19 protein-coding genes are annotated in these 19,960 nt (G+C 70.3%); 12 read left to right on the forward strand and 7 right to left on the reverse strand.

Annotation, left to right across the window (positions count from 1 at the left end):
• Positions 1 to 39: 39 nt before the first annotated feature.
• The gene (locus tag ACFY7H_RS24455) at positions 40 to 588 is read right to left on the reverse strand and encodes a phosphatase PAP2 family protein (protein WP_388941512.1); all 549 of its coding nucleotides are present in this window, start codon (positions 586 to 588) and stop codon (positions 40 to 42) included.
• Between the two features lie 493 nt (positions 589 to 1,081).
• Between ACFY7H_RS24455 and ACFY7H_RS24460 the strand changes: the two genes are divergently transcribed.
• The 4 genes from ACFY7H_RS24460 to ACFY7H_RS24475 all read left to right on the forward strand — a co-directional run bounded on the left by ACFY7H_RS24460 (position 1,082) and on the right by ACFY7H_RS24475 (position 5,246).
• Positions 1,082 to 1,465 carry a barstar family protein gene (locus tag ACFY7H_RS24460; protein WP_388941778.1) on the forward strand — a complete coding sequence of 128 codons (384 nt, stop codon included), beginning with the start codon at positions 1,082 to 1,084 and terminating at the stop codon, positions 1,463 to 1,465.
• Positions 1,466 to 2,271: 806 nt separating this feature from the next.
• Positions 2,272 to 2,688, forward strand: coding sequence for a hypothetical protein (locus ACFY7H_RS24465; protein ID WP_388941515.1), 417 nt, complete (start codon positions 2,272 to 2,274; stop codon positions 2,686 to 2,688).
• A 145-nt stretch (positions 2,689 to 2,833) separates the two neighbouring features.
• Positions 2,834 to 2,974 (forward strand): hypothetical protein, encoded by a 141-nt coding sequence (locus ACFY7H_RS24470; protein WP_388941517.1) that lies wholly within the window; start codon positions 2,834 to 2,836, stop codon positions 2,972 to 2,974.
• 229 nt (positions 2,975 to 3,203) lie between these two features.
• The gene (locus tag ACFY7H_RS24475) at positions 3,204 to 5,246 is read left to right on the forward strand and encodes a pectinesterase family protein (protein WP_388941519.1); all 2,043 of its coding nucleotides are present in this window, start codon (positions 3,204 to 3,206) and stop codon (positions 5,244 to 5,246) included.
• A 58-nt stretch (positions 5,247 to 5,304) separates the two neighbouring features.
• Here the strand turns inward: ACFY7H_RS24475 and ACFY7H_RS24480 are convergent, their stop codons facing one another.
• The 4 genes from ACFY7H_RS24480 to ACFY7H_RS24495 form a co-directional block, all read right to left on the reverse strand.
• Positions 5,305 to 6,024 (reverse strand): hypothetical protein, encoded by a 720-nt coding sequence (locus ACFY7H_RS24480; protein WP_388941522.1) that lies wholly within the window; start codon positions 6,022 to 6,024, stop codon positions 5,305 to 5,307.
• Positions 6,024 to 6,548, reverse strand: coding sequence for a SigE family RNA polymerase sigma factor (locus ACFY7H_RS24485; RefSeq protein ID WP_388941525.1), 525 nt, complete (start codon positions 6,546 to 6,548; stop codon positions 6,024 to 6,026). The genes ACFY7H_RS24480 and ACFY7H_RS24485 overlap by 1 nt, the downstream gene beginning before the upstream one ends.
• A 200-nt stretch (positions 6,549 to 6,748) precedes the next feature.
• Positions 6,749 to 8,089 carry a polysaccharide lyase family 1 protein gene (locus ACFY7H_RS24490; protein ID WP_388941528.1) on the reverse strand — a complete coding sequence of 447 codons (1,341 nt, stop codon included), beginning with the start codon at positions 8,087 to 8,089 and terminating at the stop codon, positions 6,749 to 6,751.
• Between the two features lie 486 nt (positions 8,090 to 8,575).
• Positions 8,576 to 9,310, reverse strand: coding sequence for a hypothetical protein (locus tag ACFY7H_RS24495; RefSeq protein ID WP_388941531.1), 735 nt, complete (start codon positions 9,308 to 9,310; stop codon positions 8,576 to 8,578).
• Positions 9,311 to 9,387: 77 nt separating this feature from the next.
• On the opposite strand from ACFY7H_RS24495, the gene ACFY7H_RS24500 reads away from it, so the two are divergent.
• Together ACFY7H_RS24500 and ACFY7H_RS24505 are read left to right on the forward strand one after the other, a co-directional pair.
• Positions 9,388 to 9,960 (forward strand): ArsR/SmtB family transcription factor, encoded by a 573-nt coding sequence (locus ACFY7H_RS24500; RefSeq protein ID WP_388941534.1) that lies wholly within the window; start codon positions 9,388 to 9,390, stop codon positions 9,958 to 9,960.
• 791 nt (positions 9,961 to 10,751) lie between these two features.
• A complete protein-coding gene (locus tag ACFY7H_RS24505; RefSeq protein ID WP_388941536.1) occupies positions 10,752 to 10,955 on the forward strand; it encodes an EF-hand domain-containing protein in 204 nt (67 codons plus the stop codon).
• A gap of 240 nt (positions 10,956 to 11,195) precedes the next feature.
• On the opposite strand, the gene ACFY7H_RS24510 is transcribed toward ACFY7H_RS24505, so the two are convergent.
• Positions 11,196 to 11,906, reverse strand: coding sequence for a hypothetical protein (locus ACFY7H_RS24510; RefSeq protein WP_388941539.1), 711 nt, complete (start codon positions 11,904 to 11,906; stop codon positions 11,196 to 11,198).
• A 1,235-nt stretch (positions 11,907 to 13,141) separates the two neighbouring features.
• Here ACFY7H_RS24510 and ACFY7H_RS24515 point away from each other — a divergent pair.
• The 4 genes from ACFY7H_RS24515 to ACFY7H_RS24530 all read left to right on the forward strand — a co-directional run bounded on the left by ACFY7H_RS24515 (position 13,142) and on the right by ACFY7H_RS24530 (position 16,966).
• Positions 13,142 to 13,312, forward strand: a complete 171-nt coding sequence (locus tag ACFY7H_RS24515) for a hypothetical protein (RefSeq protein ID WP_388941541.1) — start codon at positions 13,142 to 13,144, stop codon at positions 13,310 to 13,312.
• Positions 13,313 to 14,200: 888 nt separating this feature from the next.
• On the forward strand, positions 14,201 to 15,079 hold the full coding sequence (locus ACFY7H_RS24520; protein WP_388941544.1) for a helix-turn-helix domain-containing protein: 879 nt from the start codon (positions 14,201 to 14,203) through the stop codon (positions 15,077 to 15,079).
• Positions 15,080 to 16,183: 1,104 nt separating this feature from the next.
• Positions 16,184 to 16,522 carry a MerR family transcriptional regulator gene (locus tag ACFY7H_RS24525; RefSeq protein ID WP_388941547.1) on the forward strand — a complete coding sequence of 113 codons (339 nt, stop codon included), beginning with the start codon at positions 16,184 to 16,186 and terminating at the stop codon, positions 16,520 to 16,522.
• A gap of 240 nt (positions 16,523 to 16,762) precedes the next feature.
• Complete coding sequence (locus tag ACFY7H_RS24530) at positions 16,763 to 16,966, forward strand: cold-shock protein (protein ID WP_008735947.1); 204 nt, start codon at positions 16,763 to 16,765, stop codon at positions 16,964 to 16,966.
• 814 nt (positions 16,967 to 17,780) lie between these two features.
• Here ACFY7H_RS24530 and ACFY7H_RS24535 read toward each other — a convergent pair.
• Positions 17,781 to 18,287: a hypothetical protein gene (locus tag ACFY7H_RS24535; protein ID WP_388941551.1), complete on the reverse strand. Its 507-nt coding sequence runs from the start codon at positions 18,285 to 18,287 to the stop codon at positions 17,781 to 17,783.
• Here ACFY7H_RS24535 and ACFY7H_RS24540 point away from each other — a divergent pair.
• Together ACFY7H_RS24540 and ACFY7H_RS24545 are read left to right on the forward strand one after the other, a co-directional pair.
• Entirely contained in the window at positions 18,262 to 19,113 is an 852-nt protein-coding gene (locus tag ACFY7H_RS24540) for an ATP-binding cassette domain-containing protein (protein ID WP_388941554.1), read from the forward strand. The two genes, ACFY7H_RS24535 and ACFY7H_RS24540, sit on opposite strands and share 26 nt — an antisense overlap.
• Positions 19,114 to 19,335: 222 nt before the next feature.
• Positions 19,336 to 19,596 carry a hypothetical protein gene (locus tag ACFY7H_RS24545; RefSeq protein WP_388941557.1) on the forward strand — a complete coding sequence of 87 codons (261 nt, stop codon included), beginning with the start codon at positions 19,336 to 19,338 and terminating at the stop codon, positions 19,594 to 19,596.
• Positions 19,597 to 19,960: the final 364 nt, after the last annotated feature.

Genomic DNA, 19,960 nt, shown 5'->3' on the forward strand with positions numbered 1-19,960 from the left:
CCGGTAGCCGGCCGGGCACCCGCGCCGGCGGCCGACGCTTCAGCCGAGGCGGCGCAGCAGCAGGCGCGGCGCGGCCCGCACCACGGCGGCCGCCGCCAGTCCGACGACGGCGCCGGCCACGACGTCGGAGGGGTAGTGCGCGCCGCTGTGGACCCGCTCGATCGACACCAAGACCATGGGTACGGCGCACGCGGCGCCCGCCCACGGCCAGCTCGGAGCGACGGCGGCAGTGAACGCGACCGCCGCGGCGGTGTGCCCGGAGGGGAAGGAGGAGCTGTCCGGGCGGTCCTCGACGTCCTCGTGCGGGAACCATTCCTTCGGCGGGCGGCGCCGCTCGACGAGTTGCTTCGCGACTCCATTGGAGAGCACCTGCGCCACCGCCATCCCGGCCACGCCCGCCACTGCGGCTCTGCGACCCCTCCATCCGCCTCCGGCGGCCATGAGAGCGGCGGCGGCCCACCACAGCTTGGTGTGCTCGGCCGCGTCCTCGACCGGCGGCAGCACGCCGCGCGCCCAGACCGAATCCCAGGACGCCATGCGCTTGGTCAGCGCGTTCTCGCCCGCCCGCAGGGATGCCAGAAGCCTCATGGACAGCAGCTTCCCCCACCAGGGCCGTTCAGACCGTGATCACTCCATCCGGCGGCGGTAGATCCGGGTCCTGCTGTACGAGTGGCCCACGATGCCGGCACCGGTGGTCGCCGGATCGCCCAGTGCGACCCGTGGTTCCCCGAGCCGAAGGTGCCGGTCGCACCGGGGCAGGAGCGGGTGCCGCCGGTTCTGGTGATGGGGCTCGGCTTCTCCCGGTTCATGACACCGCGGTGACGCCTGCGACGGGCACGTTCGTCGCCAGGGCGGAGAGAGTGATCCTGCTCGGCCCCCCCCGGCATCGGCAAGACCCACCTGGCCATCGGCCTCGGGCGTGAAGACCGCGCACGCAGGGTACTCGGTCCTCTGCGACATCGCCGGCAACTGCATCGCCCGGCTCCAGGCGGCCCACCGGTCCGGGCGTTTGGACGCCGAGCTGAAGCGCACACGTTCCGGCGAACCTGTGCGAGGTGCTGCCGGACATGGTCTCGTCGCTGTGACAGTGAGATATGCGTTGGACGGCAGCCAGGTCAGGACCCTGGAGGACCTCTGGCGAGTCGCCGGCGAGAGCATCGGCTGCGGCGGCTATTTCGGCCGGAACCTCGATGCGTTCGCTGACTGCCTCCGCGGCGGCTTCGGCACACCGGACGACGGCGACTTCGTGATCGATTGGCGTGATCACGAAGCCTCCCGCCAGCATCTCGGACACCCCGAGACCGCTCGCCAGCTCGAAATGTCGCTCGCCCGCTGTCATCCCACGAACAAGGCGGGCATGGCCGCCAGACTGGCGGAAGCCCGCGCCGGCCGCGGCCCGACCGTCTTCGACTGGCTGGTCGAGATCATCGAAGAGGAACTTCCGGGAGGCCTGCGCCTCCGTTAGCCAAGCCGACTGGTCACGGGGTCGGCAGACGGGCGTCGCGGTAAGGGCCGGCGGCGGGTCGGCTTCCTGGAGGCTTCGCAGGGCCAGGCGCATCTGCTCGCGGGTCCAGGCGCGGCCTCGGCACCCCTCGATCAGCTCCGCCTCGGCGGCCAGCAGGCGTTCGCTGTCGTGGTGCCCCGGTGTTCCAGGCACACCGCGACTGTGGGGGTGATCTTGCGGCGGCGTACGTCCCCGTAGCGGGCCCGGTGCAGCGGCTGTGCGGGCCACAGGTCCGGCAGGTCGTTCTCCTACGCGGCGCCCGTCCCCGGACCGGCGGGCCGGGACCGCGCCCGAGCCGAGGAAGAGGGAGCGCACGAAGCCGTACGCCGCCAGAGCCGTCATCGTGCTCGGCGGTGCGGGCTACGGGGGATATGAGTACTCCGACGCGTCCTTCCCCGCTGTCACGCACGAACTCGTCGCGCCCCAGATGCTGTTGGGAGGCACGTACGCACACGACGGCCATCGGTCCCTCACGCCGGACGGGCCCTCGGACGGCTGCTTCGAGAGGAACGTGCGGAGCTTCACGGTCACGTACGTCGGCACCACGGAGCTCCGCAAGTACGACACGGTCGCAGTCCGGGGCGGAAGGACGAAGAGGTCGGGGAGCCGGCGTCCGGCGGTGGCCGACGTGGGGGGTCCTAGGGGTGTGCGTACGCGCGGGCTGGTGAGCCGACTGGGGTCGAGCGCGACGGCGATCAGCGCGGCTGGACCAATGCGGTCTGTCCGCGCTCTGCTGCTGAGGGCCGCGGCATGCATAGGATGCGGGTATGGGCATGGGGAAGGTCATCGAGGGTCTGGTTGAGGAAGCCGAGCGGCAGATTCGCGATCAGGTGTGGGAGCTGTCGCCCGCCGACCGCAGCGTCGCCGCGAAGGCCGCCGCCGACCTCGACGCCGCCGTCGGCACTCCGCAGTCCCGGCAAGGCTTGCCCGAGGTCGAGCGACTGGAACACCTGCGGGAAGCGCTCGCCGCTGTGGCCATCGCCCTCGCGCACGTCCACGGCCCCCTGGCCTGGTTCCTCGGCGCAGCCGCTACCGCGCTCACGCCCATCCTGCACTGGCGGGCCCTGCCCGCCGGAGAGGGTCCCACCTTCGGCGCCGTCCAGCCGACCCTCCACGAGTACACGGAAGCCGAAGACGCGATCCGCCGGCTCCGGAGAACCCTCGCGGCCGCGCGCGTCGGCTGACCGCGACCGCGCCGGGCGGTCCGCCGGTCCGTATCCGGTGCCGGGGCCTCCAGCGCCTACCCGCACGAGCACGGCGCGGACCAGCCCTCCGTACAGGCCGAGGGGCGCCGCCCAGGCGCTCCGTCTCTGGGCGAAGATCGCCCGCTTGCCGCTGGTCGGCGTCCTGATGAACGTCCGGCACGAGGCCCCGTACGCGTACGTGTACGCGGCGGCGGGCACCTGCCTGCCGTTGCTCGCCGTGGGCGTCGTGCTGCGCCGGCCGCGGCCGGCCGCCGTCCGGCCCTGACGCGGTGCACCGCCCGAGCGCCTCGCCGGGCGGGCGGCCGGAGTGCGGCCCCGTCGCAGCCGGGATGGCCGGACCGCACCCCGGTACCGGGTGCCTACCCCGGGCCGGGCCCGACGCGACGTCGAACATCCGATTGAGTGTTTGATTTTTTGCGAGGCGGCGGCAACCCTTCGGGCCTCGGCGGCAACCCCGCATCGATCACTCCCCTTTTCACGGAACGGAACCGCCCATGAGTTCGATCCGCCGCACGACCCGCCATCGCAGACCGCGAAGGGTCCTGGCCATCGGGGTGCCGCTGACCCTCGCCGTATCCGGCGTGGTGGCCTACGGGTCCGCGTTCGGGCTGGGTGACAAGGCCGCGGCCGCGGAACCCTCCGCCTGGGCGACTGCCGCCGCCGACGGATTCGCCTCGGTCGACGCGCTCGGACAGAACGGCACGTACGGCGGCCGGGAGGGCAGGACCGTCACCGTCACGTCACTCGCCGACCTCGAGAAGTACGCCACGGCCCCCGAGCCCTACGTCATCGTCGTGGCCGGCACGATCGACATGGCTCCCGTCGGCAAGGAGATCAAGGTCGCTTCGCACAAGACGATCATCGGCTCCGGCACCCTCGGGCACATCGTCGGCGGAGGCTTCTTCCTCGGCCACGGCGTCCACAACGTGATCATCCGGAACCTGACGATCAGGGACTCCTACCAGGGCGTGTGGAACGACAAGGAGCACGATTTCGACGCCATCCAGATGGACGGCGCCCACCACGTGTGGATCGACCACAACGACCTGCGGCACACCGCCGACGGACTGATCGACGTCCGCGAGGACAGCACGTACGTGACGGTGTCCTGGAACAGGCTGAGCAACGCCAACAAGGCTTTCGGCATCGGGTGGACCGACAACGTCGTCACCGACATCACGGTCCATCACAACTGGATCCGCGAGACGGAGCAGCGCAACCCGTCCACCGACAACGCCGCCCACGCACACCTCTACAACAACTTCATGGAGGACACCCCGGGCACCGCCGTCAAGTCCGCCTACGGCAACTACGCGCGCGGCAGGACGCGGATGCTGCTGGAGAACTCCTACTTCCAGGGTATGGCCAACCCGGTGATCAGGGACTCCACCGCCGCCCTCGTCCAGCGCGGCAACGTCTTCTCCGGCACGAGCGGACGCAACGAGAGCGGCGGCGGCGCCCCCTTCGACCCCAAGGCGTACTACCGCTACACCCTGGACGCCGCCGACAAGGTCCCCGCGCTGGTGAAGTCCGGGGCTGGGCCGAGGAGTTCCCTGGGGGCGGCAGCCGCGACCGCCGCCGCGGCCACCAGGACGCTCACCGTCGCCCAGGACGGCAGCGGCCGGTACAGGACGGTCCAGGCCGCGGTGGACGCCGTACCCGCCGGCAACGCCTCCCGCGTGGTCATCTCGGTCAAGCCGGGCACGTACCGCGAGACGGTCAACGTGCCGGCGGACAAGCCGCACGTCACCATCCAGGGTTCGGGCCCGAGCCGCAAGGACACGGTGATCGTGTACGGCAACGCGGCCGGCCTGCGCAAGCCCGACGGTTCGGGTACGTACGGCACTCCGGGCAGCGCCACGGTCGCCATCCGGTCGGACGACTCCCAGCTCCGCAACCTCACCGTCTCCAACGACTTCGACGAGGCCGCGAACCAGTCCGTGGACGGCCACCAGGCGGTCGCCCTGCTCACGGCCGCGGACAGGATCGTGCTGGACGCGATCATCGTCACCGGCGACCAGGACACCCTGGAGCTGGAGACCGCGGCCAAGGACAAGCCCGGCCGCGTCTACGTCACCAACTCCTACATCGTCGGCAACGTCGACTTCATCTTCGGCCGCGCCACCGCGGTGATCGACCAGTCGGTCATCACCCTCAAGAAGCGCTGGAACGGCACCTCGGCCGGGTACATCACCGCCCCGAGCACCCCGGCGGGCCGCAAGGGCATCCTCGTCAACCGCTCCACCGTCAACGGTGACGTGGCCGCGTCCTCCTTCCATCTCGGCCGGAACTGGCACCCGGGCGGCGACGGCACCGTCGACCCGCAGGCCACCTTCCGCAACTCCACCCTCAGCGCCGCGATCAAGCGCGCGCCCTGGACCGACATGGGCGGCTTCTCCTGGAAGGACGACCGCTTCGCCGAGTACATGAACGTCGGCCCGGGGGCCGGCCCCAAGAGCACCGACCGGCCGCACCTGAGCGATGCCCAGGCCGCATCCCAGGAGGTCTCGGACTGGCTGGGCGGCTGGACCCCGTAACAGGAGGAGGAAGGGGCCGGGAGCGACGCCACCGCGTGGCTCCCGGCCCCGGGACCCGTCAGCCCGTCGCGCCCGCCGCCGGGCGGAAGGTGCCGGTGACGGTGTGCCGCTGTCCCGTCGCCGAGGCGGCCGTCGCCGCGTAGGAGTCGCCGGCCAGGGGCCGCGCACCCGGGGCATGGTTGTACTGGACGGCGAAGACGTGCTGCCCCGCGGGGACGGTCCGGCCCGGCTTGAGGGTCCACCGGTAGAGGAGGGCGCCGCCCTCGTCGGTGGTGGTCAGCGTGAAGTCGCCCTCGGGCAGGGTCCGCCAGGCGCCGGTGGCCGCCACGCCTGCCGTCTGGGCGACGCGGACCTCCAGCGTCAGCGCCGCCAGGGGCGCACCGGTGTGGAGGGTGACGGTGCTCTGGGACCAGTAGGGATTGGGCTGCGGGTCGACGGCGCCGTCGGAGCGCAGCGGCCCGTCCTGGGTACCCGGTGGCGCGGACGGCGGGGGAGGGGTGGACGGCGTGGCCGGGGGCGCCGGCGCCGCGGGGGTCGTGGTCGCTGCCCGGCCGGAGCCCTCCGTGTGGAAGGCGGGGACGAGCGTGTACCCGCCCACCACGAGCGCTGCCGTGGAGGCGAGGGTGGCGAGGGTGACGCGGGGCCAGGACAGGGGCCGGTCCGCACGCCGGTCGGGCACGGCGCGGGACGCGCCGAGCCGGACCCGCTCCAGCATCCCGTCCCGGTCGGGCGTGTGGGCCGCCGCCGCGTCCCGGAGCCGGCGCTTCAGGTCCTCCATCAGTTCCTCGTTCCGGTCAGTTCCACGGCGGCCTGCGCGCCGAGGAGGCGCTGCAGTTCGGCCATGGCCTTGGAGGTCTGGCTCTTCACCGTACCGACGGACGTCCCGAGCGCGAGGGCGGTGTCCTTCTCCGACAGGTCCAGCGCGTGGCGCAGCACGACGCAGGCGCGCTTGCGGAACGGCAGGCGCGCCAGCGCGCGGCGCACGTCCATCACCGCGTCCACGTCGGGGTGCTGCGCGCGACCGGGAAGGGCCGACCAGAAGAGGTGGACGCGGCGCCGCTCGCGGGTGAGGGCGCGGATGCGGGCCCGGGCCATGTTGGTGACCACACCGCGGGCGTACGCCACCGGATGGTCGGCGCGCCGCACGCGGTCCCAGTGGTGCCAGAGCGCGACGAAGGCGTCGGCGGCCAGGTCGTCGGCGGTGTCCGCCTCACCGGTGAGCAGGTAGGCGAGGCGGGCCAGCTCGGCGTGGTGCCGCTCGAAGAAGTCGTGGAACTCCGCGGACGTGTCGTCGGGGGCCATTGCGGAGTCTCCCTCAGGTCTGTCCGCGCTCCTACCCGAGTCGGTGCCGGTGTCGGTGCCCGCCGGTCGGAGGGACGGTGAGGATACCAACCGGCCGGTCAGCACGGTCCCGGCCGGGGGGAGCGGTCGTCGCGTCGTCGGCGGCTCGCCGGGGTGCCCGGCCGGGGCGAGCGCACCCGCCGGGGCACCGGCGTGGTGGATCACTTCAGGACGCCCGCGCCGGCACTGCGGGCGAGGGACGCGGGCAGTCCCGCTGCGGACGGTTCCAGCCCCTTGGCGAGGGCGGGATTCCAGGTGGCCTCGGGCTTGATCTTCTTCTTGTTCGCGGCGTTGTGGGCGGCGACGAGGTCGGTGACCGAACCGTTGACCATGTTCCCGCTGCCCGCGAACGCGCCCGTGCCGTCACCCGACAGGAGCTGCGAGGTCTTGCGGTCGGAGGAGAGCGTCCAGTGGTTGTTCTGCGCCACGATCTGGGCGCCGGCCCGCGCGTTCACGCTGTAGCTGTGGGTGTAGCCGTTGCGCGGGGTGGTGTCGAAGTGGTTGTTGTAGAGGTGGATCTGTCCGACCCGGGCGAGCGGTGCGCGCTGCACGATGCCCTGGAAGACGTTGTGGTGGAGCGTGACCCGCAGCTTCGTGTCCTTGTCACTGCTGCCGATGAGCATGGTCTTGTCGTGGTCGGCGAACCGGTTGTACGAGACGGTGACCAGGTCCGATGCGTTGGTGATGTCGAGGGCTCCGTCGTGGACCTGGTACTCGCGGCCGAAGTGGCGGGGGTTCGATGCGTCGTAGCGGGGGTTGTCGGTGAACGAGTTGTGGTCGGCCCAGACATGGGTCGCACCCCGCAGGGTGACGGCGTCGTACGCGGAGTTCCAGTTGCCGTCGGAGCCGTCCGTGGGGTCCCACTGGGGGAAGCAGTCACGGGTGTCGGCGAAGGTCAGGTTGCGGATGATGACGTTGTCCGCCTTCTGCACCAGGAGGCTGCCCCCGTTGATGCCCGCGTCGGTGCCGGGCACGCCGATGACGGTGGTGTTCGACGGCACCGCGATGCCCACCCGCTCGGCCTGCTTCGCCTGCGCCGCCGCCCGTGCGGACTCCTGCGCGCCGGACGGCACCTTGGACCGCCCCCATACCGCGGGGTCGTAGGCCTTGAGGTAGGCGGCGAGCGTGTACCCGGTCCCCTTCGCGTAGTCGGCGCAGGTCAACGGGCGCCCCTGATCGTCGGTGTTGGCGTCGATCCGGCCCTTCACGCGGATGATCCTCGGGGCGCCGGACGGGCCCGCTCGGAGCGCCTTGACCAGTTCGGCCCGTGTGGTGACGGTGAAGTCGTGCTCGGCGTCGGCGGCCTGCCCGCCGGTGGTGCCGGAGCCGCTCGACGCCCAGCCGTCCTGGGAGGCCAGGCGGTCGTGCGCGAGATCGACGGCGCCGGCGTCGGCGCGCGTGGCGAACGGCAGGACGCCGAGTCCCGCCGCGGTGACGAGTCCCGTGGTGACCAGGACGAGACGGCGGCGGGCGGGGAGACGACGGTGGGAGGAAGTCGGCATCGGTGGGCGGTCCTTTACGGAGTCGGCGTGGAGTTCTGCTCGTGCGCCGTTCAGTTGCCGCCGCCGCCACCGGGGTTGCCGGGAAGGGCAAGGAAGTTGTGCGACGTACGTCACAGGGCCGTGGCCGTATGAGGGACGGACGCCCGGGGTTCGCGAAAATCGCGGGCGGCCGCCCCGGATCCGCCGTCCCGGGCGTAGCCGAACGGTCGGGATACTGGCCTGCGCCGGCCACCGGGAGGCCAAGGCGGAGAAGGCCCGTCTCGCGGAGCAGGTGAGAGTCCAGGGCCGGGAGCCGACCCGCCCGCCGCCGGGCCAGAGGCGATTTTGCCCCTGCTGACGTTGCTGCTCCTGATCCGACGCCGGTGGTGATGGGCGCGGACGCCCGCGCGATGTCGGACCCGCTGACCGACGGCCTGGGCGAGCCGAACGACCTGGACCCGTCCGACCGGCCTGCGGCTCTTCAGCGGCGACTGCTCACGGAAGGGTCTACGCGTAGGGCCGGATGGCGACCGTGACGTCCATGCCGAAGGCGTTCGTCCCCGCCGCGGACGGCAACCCCAGGGCCCGGTTGAGCGCACGACTCAGAGGGCCGCAGCCACTGGTGCCCGGGGCGGCGAACTCCGAGTCCTGGGCAGCGAAGGTGACGACCAGGGGGTTCCTGGATATCACCCGGGTGGGATGGGTGTCCTTGAGAACCAGGTGGACCGCGTCCTCATCGCTGCCCACGGAGCAGCCCGACGACGGCCGGGTCAGCAGCCCGTGAGGCGCGCTTATGGCGAATTTGATGTCGAACTCGCCGCGCCGGGTGTCGTCGGACAGGAAGTCCGAGTACCCGCCGTACCGCGGAGTCAGGGTCAACGGGGTGCCTCCCACCCGGATTGGCGCAGCGGTCATTTCCCCGAAGACCTGGCGGAATTCCCCGTCGACACGGCCCTCAGCAAAGGTGATCTTCATGGGTTCGGTGAGCGGCTCGTCGATGGCGCCCATGCGCAGATGCCCCGTGGCGTGCATGACCTCGCAGCGCCAGGTGCCGGGGTCCGCACCCGCGGGCAGCTCATCGACGGTCGGGCAGGCGGAGAAGTCGAACGCGGGAAGATCCGTAGTCGGTTCGGCTCCATGCGCGGGTGCGGCGCCCAGGACGAGCCCGGCAAGCAGGGCTCCGGCAGCGGCACGCGTGAAGCGGCGGACTGTGCGATCCAAGGTCAATCGGTTCGTCGTCATACGCCACAGCATTGCAGACCTTTCTCTGCAGAGAAAGCTCTGCAGAGAAATATCTGCACCGGGGGTAGACTGCCGCCATGACGAAAGAGCGGAGAGCGGAAGCCGCAGAGCGGCGCACGGTCGACAGTCCCGAGGTGCTCAAGGCCCTCGCGCACCCCCTACGCCTGCGGATCCTGCGCCACCTTGGCGCGGCGGGCCCGGCCACCTCCACCACGCTGGCCGCCGCCCTCGGCGAGAACACCGGGACGCTCAGTTACCACCTGCGCATGCTGGAGCGCAGTGGTCTCATCGAGGACATCCCCGAGCGCTCCGCCGGGAGGGAGCGCTGGTGGCGCGGGGTGCGCGGGCTCGACATCCGCAGACCACCGCACCACGAGCTGACGGAGGCCGAGCGTGCCATGTCGGCCGAGCTGGACAGGATGAGGATGGAGGAGGACCTCGAGCTCGCCCGGCAGTTCACCGCCGAGCAGGCGGAGTCCGAAGGCTGGATGCGGGGTTCGCGCGGCCTTATCCACCTCACGAAGGGTGAGCTGGACGCGTTCCATGACGACTACCTGGCCCTGCTCGCGCGCTATGCCCGTGGGCCCGAGGACGCCCCCGACGACGCCCGCCCCGTGCTCCTCCGCTGGTTCGGCCTGCCCGCTGACTGACCGCTGATCGCGCAGGACGCGGGGCGGCGGTGCGGCTGTGGCGGAAGTGTCGCTCAGATGCCGGTTCTTGATCCGGTCGGGCAGGCCCGGAACGCCCGATTCGCGGTCACCGACCTGTGCTTCCGCTTCGGCGACACCTGCGCGATGATCGTCGGCACCGCTGGCTCGCCGTTGTCAACCGTGTGGTGCGCGTCTGCACAGAACGCGGGCGGGCTGATGCCGGCCGGGCGCACGGCCGCCGCCGGGGGCCGAGCGGGCCCGGGGCGATGGGCGGGCCGCGGCCGAGGCGCCCCGCACGTCGACGCGGCCGAACTGGTGCGCGTGGTCCGTTTCACCGCACTGCCCAGTGGATTCTCACCCCCCGGGAGGAGGCGGGTGAAGAGCTCTATCCGGTCCCCGTCGAGGACTTCCGGCTGTCGCGGCTCCGGCTCCGCGGCACCGACCGGTCGCGGCTGCTCCCCGCAGGCGCTCCGCAGATCGTCCTGTTGCCGTGTTGTCGGAGTTCGGCCGCTCCGGGGCGGGCGGAGGGTGTCCTGGGGGAGTCCGGCCGCCGCTGTTGGGCGCCGCGCCGGTACGTCACCTACCACCGGGGGATCACCGCGCGCTGCACGGCCAGGCGGTAGCCGTCGTCGTCACACCCCTGTAGCAGCGAGTAGGCGCTGACAGCCGTACTCGACAACTCCGACGGTGACGCCCTCTACGGGACCAGGGCGCCTGGTCGGATGTGGTGGTGTGGCAGGGTGGTGAGGCATGTGGGCCTTCGGGGCCTGTGAACGCGAGAGGGATATTTCATGAACGAGGCCGAGCTCAGGGCGCTGTTCGACAAGATCGACACGGACGGCGACGGGCGGATAAACGTCGTCGAACTGGCGGAGGGGTTCAAGGCCGAGGGAGCCCAGGGGCACCTCGCTGAAGAGGTCAAAAAGGCTATGGCGGCCGACGTGAACCACGACGGGGTCCTCGACTTCGAAGAGTTTCGCACCCTGCTGAAGTAGCGGCAGGCCTGAGCGTCCCGGGCGAGCTGAGGGAGCCTGGGCAAGGTCATACCGCGAGGAGGGCTTGCCCAGGCACGGCGGGTACGGGCCGTCCCGTCCCGGGCGCAGGACGTCGGCGGTTCTGGAAGGCGCCGAGGTTCGACAGTTGCCGCCGGGATCGGTCGCCGGACGAGGTGCCGCGGACCGACCTCCGCCTCACGTAGGGCCCCTCGGTGACCAGGGCCGGTTCAGGGACGGTCCTCAGAAGCCGCCGGAGCCAATTCCGCTGCCGGACCCCGGACTGCCCGAACTCCCGGTATTGCCGATCACGGCGGCATGAGCCGAACCTGACCGACGGGGTTTTGGCGGAGGCTTCGGCCGCCGGGTTCGCTGTGTCTGCAACTGTACGGGGACCCCGGCCTCCGACAGGAGCGCATCCAGAACCTCCTTCAGCTGACGCCCGTCCGTATGCCTCGGGTGACCACAAGCCAGCTCGGCCACGTCACCTGCCCCGATCAATGCGACCATCAGGGTGCGGGTGGCCGGCAGGGGGTCGCCCTCGTACGGCTCGACGATGCTCTCGACCAGATCTATGCGCGCCAGGTCGGTGATCGGCATCCAGGGGTCCGGCCGGCTCGCCCGGATCAAGCGAAACCGGGGCAGGTCCTGGGCTAGGGCGAACCGAACTCGACGGACACGGCGCAACGCACCGGCAACGGCGAACGGAGCGGCGATCAGAGAGCCGGCCGCCGCCACCAGGCTGGGCACGATCAAGGCGCTGGGAAAATCGACGCCGAAGAAAGCCACGAAAATCGTGATCACGACCCCCACGCAGGCGAAAAGGATCAGCACCCGCACCAGAGACGCGAGCGCGATCAGCACCGCATGGCCGCGTGAACCGCCGGTTTCGCGGAAGACGAGGTCGGTTGTGTCACCGTCAGGTCCAGGCCGCACCAGATCACCGGCAGTCATGCGATCCAGCCTAGACCTGGCCGTCGACGAGCAGAAGGTGATGGACAGGCTGAGACGAGCGGCCCTGACCGCCTGTTCCTGCCCACAGTGCTCGGTGGTCTTCCGTGATTCTGGGCGTGCCGGAACCGGAGTTGCCAAAACGGGTCATTGAGCGACGCGCGGAACTCGAGCAGCCCGACGATGACCGCGGCGCGTCAACGCTGCCCGTGGCCGGCGCCTGAGGCGTGGCGCACGGTGGTGAGTAGGGCGTCGAGGGGCGCAGGAAGGCTGCGACCAGGGCACCGGGTGTTCGGATCCGCCGGGATGGAGCGATCTCCAGATGCCCCCGCTCGCAAAGGCGTCGTCGAGCGTGCACGACAGCCGTTCTCGAACAGGCCCTGGTCGCCGTCCCCTCGGACGACATCGGCGAGCGTCAGGTTCGCCCGGCACACCGCCGCGGCGTACCCCCCCTCCCGCGAGCAGCGCACCACCGCGTCAGAGATGCCGCGTCGCCGGCCGGCCGCAAGGGAACGCCGGTGAACTCCTCGGACAGCTCCCACAGGGGGCCGGCGGTGTCGGTGCCTCGGAGCGCGCTCCCGGTCGCGCAGGACCGGCCTCCCGACAGGTCCAGCCGCAGGCCGGGAGCGATTCACGGTCCCGGCCTCTTCGCCGCTGCGATCGCAGATGTGGATGAGGTCCGAGCCCGTGGGGTTCCTGGCGGCCAGCAGGAGTGATCTACCGCTTCCGGTAGGCGCAAGACGGTATGGGGGACAGCCGCGGACCGCGGGTTTTTCGACCGCCGGTCACCTATGGCTGGTGGCGTGGCCTGTTGTCCGGGCGTTGCGGGACACCACCATCGGGATGTCCGGCTCGCGGCAGCTCACCACGCCGGACAAGTGAGATCAGCGTGGACAGCAAGGGCTACAAGCTCGTCCCCCCGGAGTCGGTCGACGCCTACAAGAAGACTGGTCCGGGCAGCGCGCCCCCGGCGAGTTGAACGCCGACCCGAAGAAGGAGGCCGCGGGCATCGGCGTGAACAACGCCCGCGCGGTGTCCGGCCTGTACAACGCGCCGGGCAACGACCCACGAAGGTGGGCGGCAAGCGGCTGAGCTTCGACGGCCTCTACGGCGAATTCTCACGATGGAGCGTATCGGAAGCCCCAAGGCCGTCAAGCCCGCCGGTTTCGAGGGTGCGCTGATGAAGTGCCAGGACGTGAAGGTCACCCGCGACAAGGATGCCGTTGTACCCAAGGACGGTGCTGCGGAGTTCCAGTTCCCGGGTCTGCGCCTGGTCCGACTACTCCACTCTCGCAGGCGCCAACGTCTTCGAGTTGACGCAGGCGATGACCGGCGGCACGGGCGCCTCCCGGGAAGAGGTCGCCGCACTGACCGCCGAGCTCTACCGGACGGCTCGCAAGAAGGCCTGACACACAGCGGAAACGTGGCGCATGGGCTGTCAGTAACCAGGCCGTGGGCTGAGGCGTGCGAGGATCGTCCATTCCTTGTCGTGCCGGCCCGGCACGAGGCGTCCGTCGGTGACCCACACGGCGGGCGAGCTCGGTGAAGAGCGGCTCCAGGTCGGGGTGCGGAACCGTTTCGCCGCCGCTTCGCTGAACGGTGGCCGGAACCGAGCCACATCGTCAGAGTGTTCATGACGGTTCAACGCCGCTGGGCTCGTCCCGGTTACCCGCGTCGGAGCCGGCACTCCCACGGGGCGGCGCGGGGATGCCTGGCCTCAGCCGAAGCAGAGCCCGGCCGGCCCCCTGTGGTCACCCTGGCCGGGCTCTGGCTCTGCCCGCGAGACGGCGCGGTCCCTGTGAGGCGGGGCAGCCGGGACGGCACAGCTCTGGCGATTCGCGTGGCGGACACCCCCGCGGCCGTCGGTGCCATGCGCCCTGTCGGCGGCGCGGAGGCTCGGGCATGCGTCAGGCGGCCTGCCCCCCCCGTGCCGACCTTACGCTCCCGGTACCGTCGGCGAGCCCGGACTTGATCTCATCCCGGGCCGCGCCGGCGGCGAACCTCGCCTCAGCGCGCTGAAGCGAGCAACCAGCTTCCGAGTCGGGCGCCCATGCGGATGCCGCGAGCAACCGTTCATGTCCCCCGCGGAAGTGAACGGGTATGCGAACTCTTCCAACGGAGAGGTGAAAGGTCGTGGCATCCGGGTGAATCCTGCTCGGGCTGTGCACGCGCCTGCGTTCACCTGACGCGACACTCACCGGCGGGGGCCGTTGATCATCACCGCACGGTGAGTCTGCCCGGCCCCGGCCCTCAACTCCCGTGGCTGGTGGACAGTCCCGAGCCGGAGGTAGACCGCTGTGGCGGGGAACGGAAATCCGACCGTCAGAAGACGTCGGCTGGGCGCGGAGCTGCGCCGACTCCGGCAGGCCAGTGGCCTGACCAGCATGGAGGTGGCCGGGCGTCTGTTGATCTCCCAGCCCAAGATCAGCCACTTGGAGAACGGCCGCCGAGCCATCAAGGCTCGTGATGTGCGGGACCTGTGCGGCCTCTACGGAGTTACAGACCCGCAGGTCATCGACTCGTTGATGCGGATGGCCACGGAATCGGACCGGCAGGGCTGGTGGGTGGCCTGCGGCGAAGTCCCCTACGCCGTCTACATCGGCCTGGAGACGGCAGCCTCCTCGATCCACTCCTACGAGCCCCTGGTGATCCCCGGCCTGCTGCAAACCCCCGCCTACGCCCGAGCCGTCATCGAGGAAACGATCCCTTTGGCCACCGCGCAACAGATCGCCGTGCGCCATAAGGTCCGGCTGCGCCGCCAGGCCCGGGCCCACCACCCAGCCCGGCCGTTCCGTTTATGGGCGGTGCTGGACGAGTCCGCACTGCGCCGAATGGTCGGCGGTCCCACGGTCATGCGCGAACAGCTCGAGTACCTCAACCACCTCGGCATGCAGCCGCACATCACCGTGCAGGTCCTGCCGCACGAGGCGGGAGCCCACCCGGGCGTCTCGGGACAGTTCTCCATCCTCCGCTTCCCGGACAGCGAGGCGGGGACGGTCTACCTGGAGCGGTTCACCAGCGACCTCTATCTGGAGAAACGATGCGACGTACAGCACTACAGCGTCATGTACGACCACCTCCAGGCCAAGGCGCTGAACCCGGAGAACACCCGTCACTTCATCGCCCGCGCCGCCCAGGAGCTGCTGACTGCGACATCGCTGCCCTGCCCAGGCTGATCGTCGTACCGGCCGCAGCCTGGACGTCGGCGGTAAGCGCTAGAGGCGGTTGTCGAGGAGGTGTTCCTCCTTGCTCGCCAGGACGACGTGCAGCCGGGGGCTGCGAGCGGGCGTACGAGGCGGTCCGGGAAGTCCCGGGTGCCGTCGCGGGCGCCGGCGGCGGGGCGGGCGGTTGTGAGGTTGACGCTCGTCGTGTCCACGGGGTTCACCCTGGTCGCTGGATCGTCAGTGCCGCCCCGGTGGTGCCCGGAAGGCTCGCGCCCTGGCCTGTGACGGGTGTGACCCAGCGACGGCCGCCCCTCGCCCCTGTCCGTGTCCTTGTTCGAGGAAGATTACCTGGTGGGTGAACACGCAGAAATCTATGTCGGCCGGAGTAGACATTAGGCGTCGGCGTGGTTATGGTTTCTCACGTAACCAAGAAGGACCGCAAGGCCCGGCAGAGACGAACTGCCGGGCCGCAGTACCCGCAGTTGCAGTGCGCAGGACGGTGCGGTGACGGAGTTTCGAAGCCAGGGTTGTTGCAGGACGGCGACGGGACTGGTGACCGGACCGGGCGGCTCGCAGTGATCAGGGGCCGCTGTCAGCGGTACCGCGGTTAACGCGGTGGCAGTACCCGTAGTAGGTGCAGTTGGCAGTGCCCAGCAGTGAAGTGAGTGGAACCTCGGTGAAGGCGTCGGCTGCGGACGCGCGCACCGGGAGGTTCGGCAGTGGGGTTCTAAGCCAGAGCGGATGCAGGATGGGCGACGGGGCTGGCTGCCGAAGTGGCGCTGTGAGAGGCCACCAGCAGTACGAGCATCACCAGTAGTACAAGCAGTTCGCAGTTCCCGTTTGATAAGTGATTGATCCAGAGGGAAGGACGGAGGAACCAGGCGCCATCAGGATCGCCCGGACGCCACGCGAGTCCGGGTACCGCAGGACATCGATAGCGAGGTGGTCTCCGGTCACGCATCCGCGATCCCCGCACCCCCGACAGCGTCTCGGTCGGGTCTGCGGAAACAGAAGGCCGGCGCAGCATCAGGGCCGGCAGATGGTGTAGCAGTTCCTTCGGGGCCCGGGTGCCAGTACGGCACCCGGGCCCCTCCACGCGTTCCACAGAGAGGTGCAATGACAGCAGACGACACGTACGGCCGTCTCGATGACGACGACTACCCCGCCTACACGATGGGCCGGGCCGCCGAGATGCTCGGCACCACCCAGGGCTTCCTCCGCGCCATCGGCGAGGCCCGCCTCATCACCCCGCTCCGCTCCGCCGGCGGCCACCGCCGCTACTCCCGCTACCAGCTGCGCATCGCCGCCCGCGCCCGCGAACTCGTCGACCAGGGCACTCCCATCGAGGCCGCCTGCCGCATCGTCATCCTCGAAGACCAGCTCGAGGAAGCCAAGCGCCTCAACGCCGAGTACCGCCGCGCCGCCGACACAGCGAACCGGGCGGCTGCGGCTTGAGCGCCTGCCGGCGTACGGCAGCTATGCGCGCACCTGGTCCAAGGCGCGACGTGTACAGAATTGTTGTGGTGGCAGCAGGTGCGGACGTGTAGCGTCTGCGTCAGCTGTCGTGGTTCGGAAGTTCCCCTTTGCCCACGCCTCGGCGTGGGCGTTTTGCTGTGCTGTGCCGCAGGAACCAGGGCGATCACCTCCGCCTCCCGCACGTCGCGGGAGACGTTCATCGACTGGAAGGCATGAGACATGGCTACGGGAACTGTGAAGTGGTTCAACGCGGAGAAGGGCTTCGGTTTCATCGCCCAGGACGGCGGTGGCCCGGACGTCTTCGCCCACTACTCGGCGATCAACTCCTCGGGCTTCCGCGAGCTGCAGGAGGGCCAGGTCGTGACGTTCGACGTCACCCAGGGCCAGAAGGGCCCCCAGGCGGAGAACATCAACCCGGCCTAACCCCGGCCCCGCACGTTGTTGCGGCCCGGTCCAGGGCACGGACCACGACGACCCGAATCCGGGCCCGCGGGCCGGCCGCACCTACGCCGAGCTGATCGGCGGTCCGCTGGACGGGCTGCTGCTCGACATCACCGGTTGGACGGCGGACGAGATCCAGACCGGCGTCGCGCTGATGCCCGAGCTCGGGCAGCTCGGCGCCGACGGCCGTCCCCTGTACGACCCGCGGGCCCGGTGAGCGGAGCCGCTGTGACCGGTTCGGCGACACACCCCGACTGCGGCGCAGATGGCGGGGACGCCGGACTTCGGCTGACACGCCACGTGGAGCCGGACGGGCATGCCCGTCCGGCTCCACCTGTCCGGGGCTGCCCGCTGCGCTGCTTCTGAGAGCTGGCGAACGCCCGCGCGGATGGTCAGTACCTCCTGCTGCGTTTCTCTACCCGGCCGGCCGGACGCCCGGCGGCTTGCGCCCACCTCATTCCGACCCCGAACAGCTGATCCACCCGCGCCGGCGTCAGCGAGGCGGCCCGGCGGCGCTGGTTGTCGACCCACGTACCGAGCTTGAGCGGTACGGTCCGCTGCGCCTGGCCGTCACCGGCATGTGGCTGACCTGGTCGAGCCGTTCACCGTGGGCAAGTGCGGACACGAGATCGAGCGCAAGTACAAGGTGTAGTGGCGGACGGTCGGGGTCGACCTGCATCTCCTCCGCTGGCAGCCCGACGCCTTCGGCCAGGAGTGACAGCCCGTCGCCGCCCCGGAAACGGGTGAGGCCCCCGTGCTCGTCGAGCGCGGGGGTCTCGCTGTTCCTCGGTGCCGGTCACCTCAGGTCGTACGGCAGCCGGTCGCGGTAGACGCGGTGGTAGGCCGCGAGTCGTTCGGCCTGCTCGTCGATGAGGGACAGCAGCTCGTACGCCTCCGCCGAGGCGCCCACCATCTCGAACGCCGACAGTTCCTCGTAGTAGAGCCAGACCCCCTGCCGGGCCACGTCCAGGCAGGCCTCGGCTATGTCGTCCTGCTCACCGGCCGACAGGACGCCCAGGATGTACAGGAGGTCCTTGCGGACTCCGACGGGCGGGCGCCCGGCGAGAGCCGCCAGGGCCAGGGAGGCGGTGGCGACGGCCGGATCCATCAGGTTCGACTGGATGCGGGCGTGGTTGTCCACCCAATGGGTGCCCAGATCCTTCGGTTTGCCTTCCAGCAGCCTGATGAGCTCCTGGGGAATGTGCTCCGCCGAATACCGGTTCGGCCCCCATGAGCAGCCGCAGGTCATCGCGGCCCAGTCGTGCAGTCCGGCTTCGATGCGGACCAGCTCCAGTGATGTCATTTCTCCGCCACTCGGGTTGCGCGATTTCCCACGGTACCCGGGTCCGGCCCAGCAACGGTGTCTTGGAGTGCTCTGGTGGTCGGCCGGACTGAGGCGCGGCGGCCGCCGCAGGGCGTGGCGGCGGTCGGTGCTGTGCGCGGCGGGCCTGCGTAAGAGCATCTCGGGCCGGCGCGTGCTGGACGGTGTCGACCTCGTACCGCCGCGAGGCCGCATCGCCGGTATCACGGGTGAGAACGGCAGCGGGACGACCACGGTGCTGCGCGTTCAGCTGGGGGACCTGAAGCCCGACGTGGGCCGGGTGGTCTTCAGGCCCGCACGACCGCTGTCCGCAGGTTCCGGTCCTCAACCCGCCGCTCAGGGTTCGATCACGCGACGTATGAGGTGTTCTGGGGGCCGGCCGGGGAGCTGCGGGAGAACGTCACGCCTCTCCCAGGGAGTTGAACATGCCAGCCTCGGTGGTGGTGTCGTGCTCGCACATCCACGCTATGCAGGCCTGTCGTCCGCGAGCTGTCCGGCATTGCGCCGGACCGGACGGTGGCCCGACCTCTCATCAGCGTCTCCGACGGTACCTTCCGGGCCCGGTGACACCACCTCTCAGGTCATCCGTTCGGCAGGGGGACACAGTCATGCCGGGCCCGGAGGCCAGCGGCGCTCTTGCAGGGCCGCGGAAAACTTGACGGGGGAAGCGCGGTCGTCGCGGTGGCCATCGCCATCGCCCACAGACCCCTGGTCTGCTTCCTCGGCGCAGCCGATACCGCGCTCACGCCAACCCTGCACTGGGGGAGCGGCGCGCTCGGCAGGCCTGAGAGGGTGGCTGCTGCGGTGAAATCAACGCCCAGGCATGGGCCGGCATGCGGCTGTGTACGCTGAGCTTTGTTTCATGTGAGGTGGATCCACGGTGAGTGAGAAGGCGACGTATTATCTGTTCGCCGGACCGGCGGCTCGCGCCGGAGACCCGGTTGCGGAATCCCCCCGCGATATCGATGTCGAAGGCTTGTGGCGCCGCCTCACGGCCGACCTGACAGCGCTCTACGGAGAGCCTCATGAAGTGACCCAGAGTTCTTTCCAGCTCTTCAGCCACTTCCGGTCGGACGCGTTCTTCGCCCAGCTCATCGTGGACTGGTCGACAGCGGACTGGCCGCGCAGCATGGTTCCGGCGTCCATCCGGCTCGCCCACACGGAAGACACGGAGGCGTTTGCGCACTCCCTGTACGAGTACCTCGACCGGCTGGGTGGCTACTGCCTGGCGCTCGAAGAGGACGACGCGGAGTACATCCGATGCAACTTCACCAGCGCCTCCGCGTTCTAGTGCTCTGACCGGGAAGGTCCACCGAGGTCAGTACGCTGCCCCGGGGTGCGGTGGGCGATTGGCCGTGCGGGCGTTCAATTGCCCCGCAAACGGGTTCGCGCCGCGAAGTGCGAGTGGCTTCACGTCGACTTCGACGAGCTCCTGCGCTGGTTCCATTTCGATGCATGCGGCTCCGAGGAGACGACAGCCGGACCGATCGCCCTGTAGTGCCTTGGGCCAAGCCGTTGTCCGGCTCCCTGGAACTAAGCCGTCGGCGGGATTCCCACGGCCGCGCACGGCCGGGACATCGACGTCGACCGGGTCGTCGCTGCCCTCCAGTCCCAGCAGGGTGCCGCCGCACCGGCCAGGGTTCCCAACGCCGCCC

Origin of the sequence: Streptomyces sp. NPDC012794 (genome assembly GCF_042901085.1) — a bacterium.
Classification (GTDB): domain Bacteria; phylum Actinomycetota; class Actinomycetes; order Streptomycetales; family Streptomycetaceae; genus Streptomyces.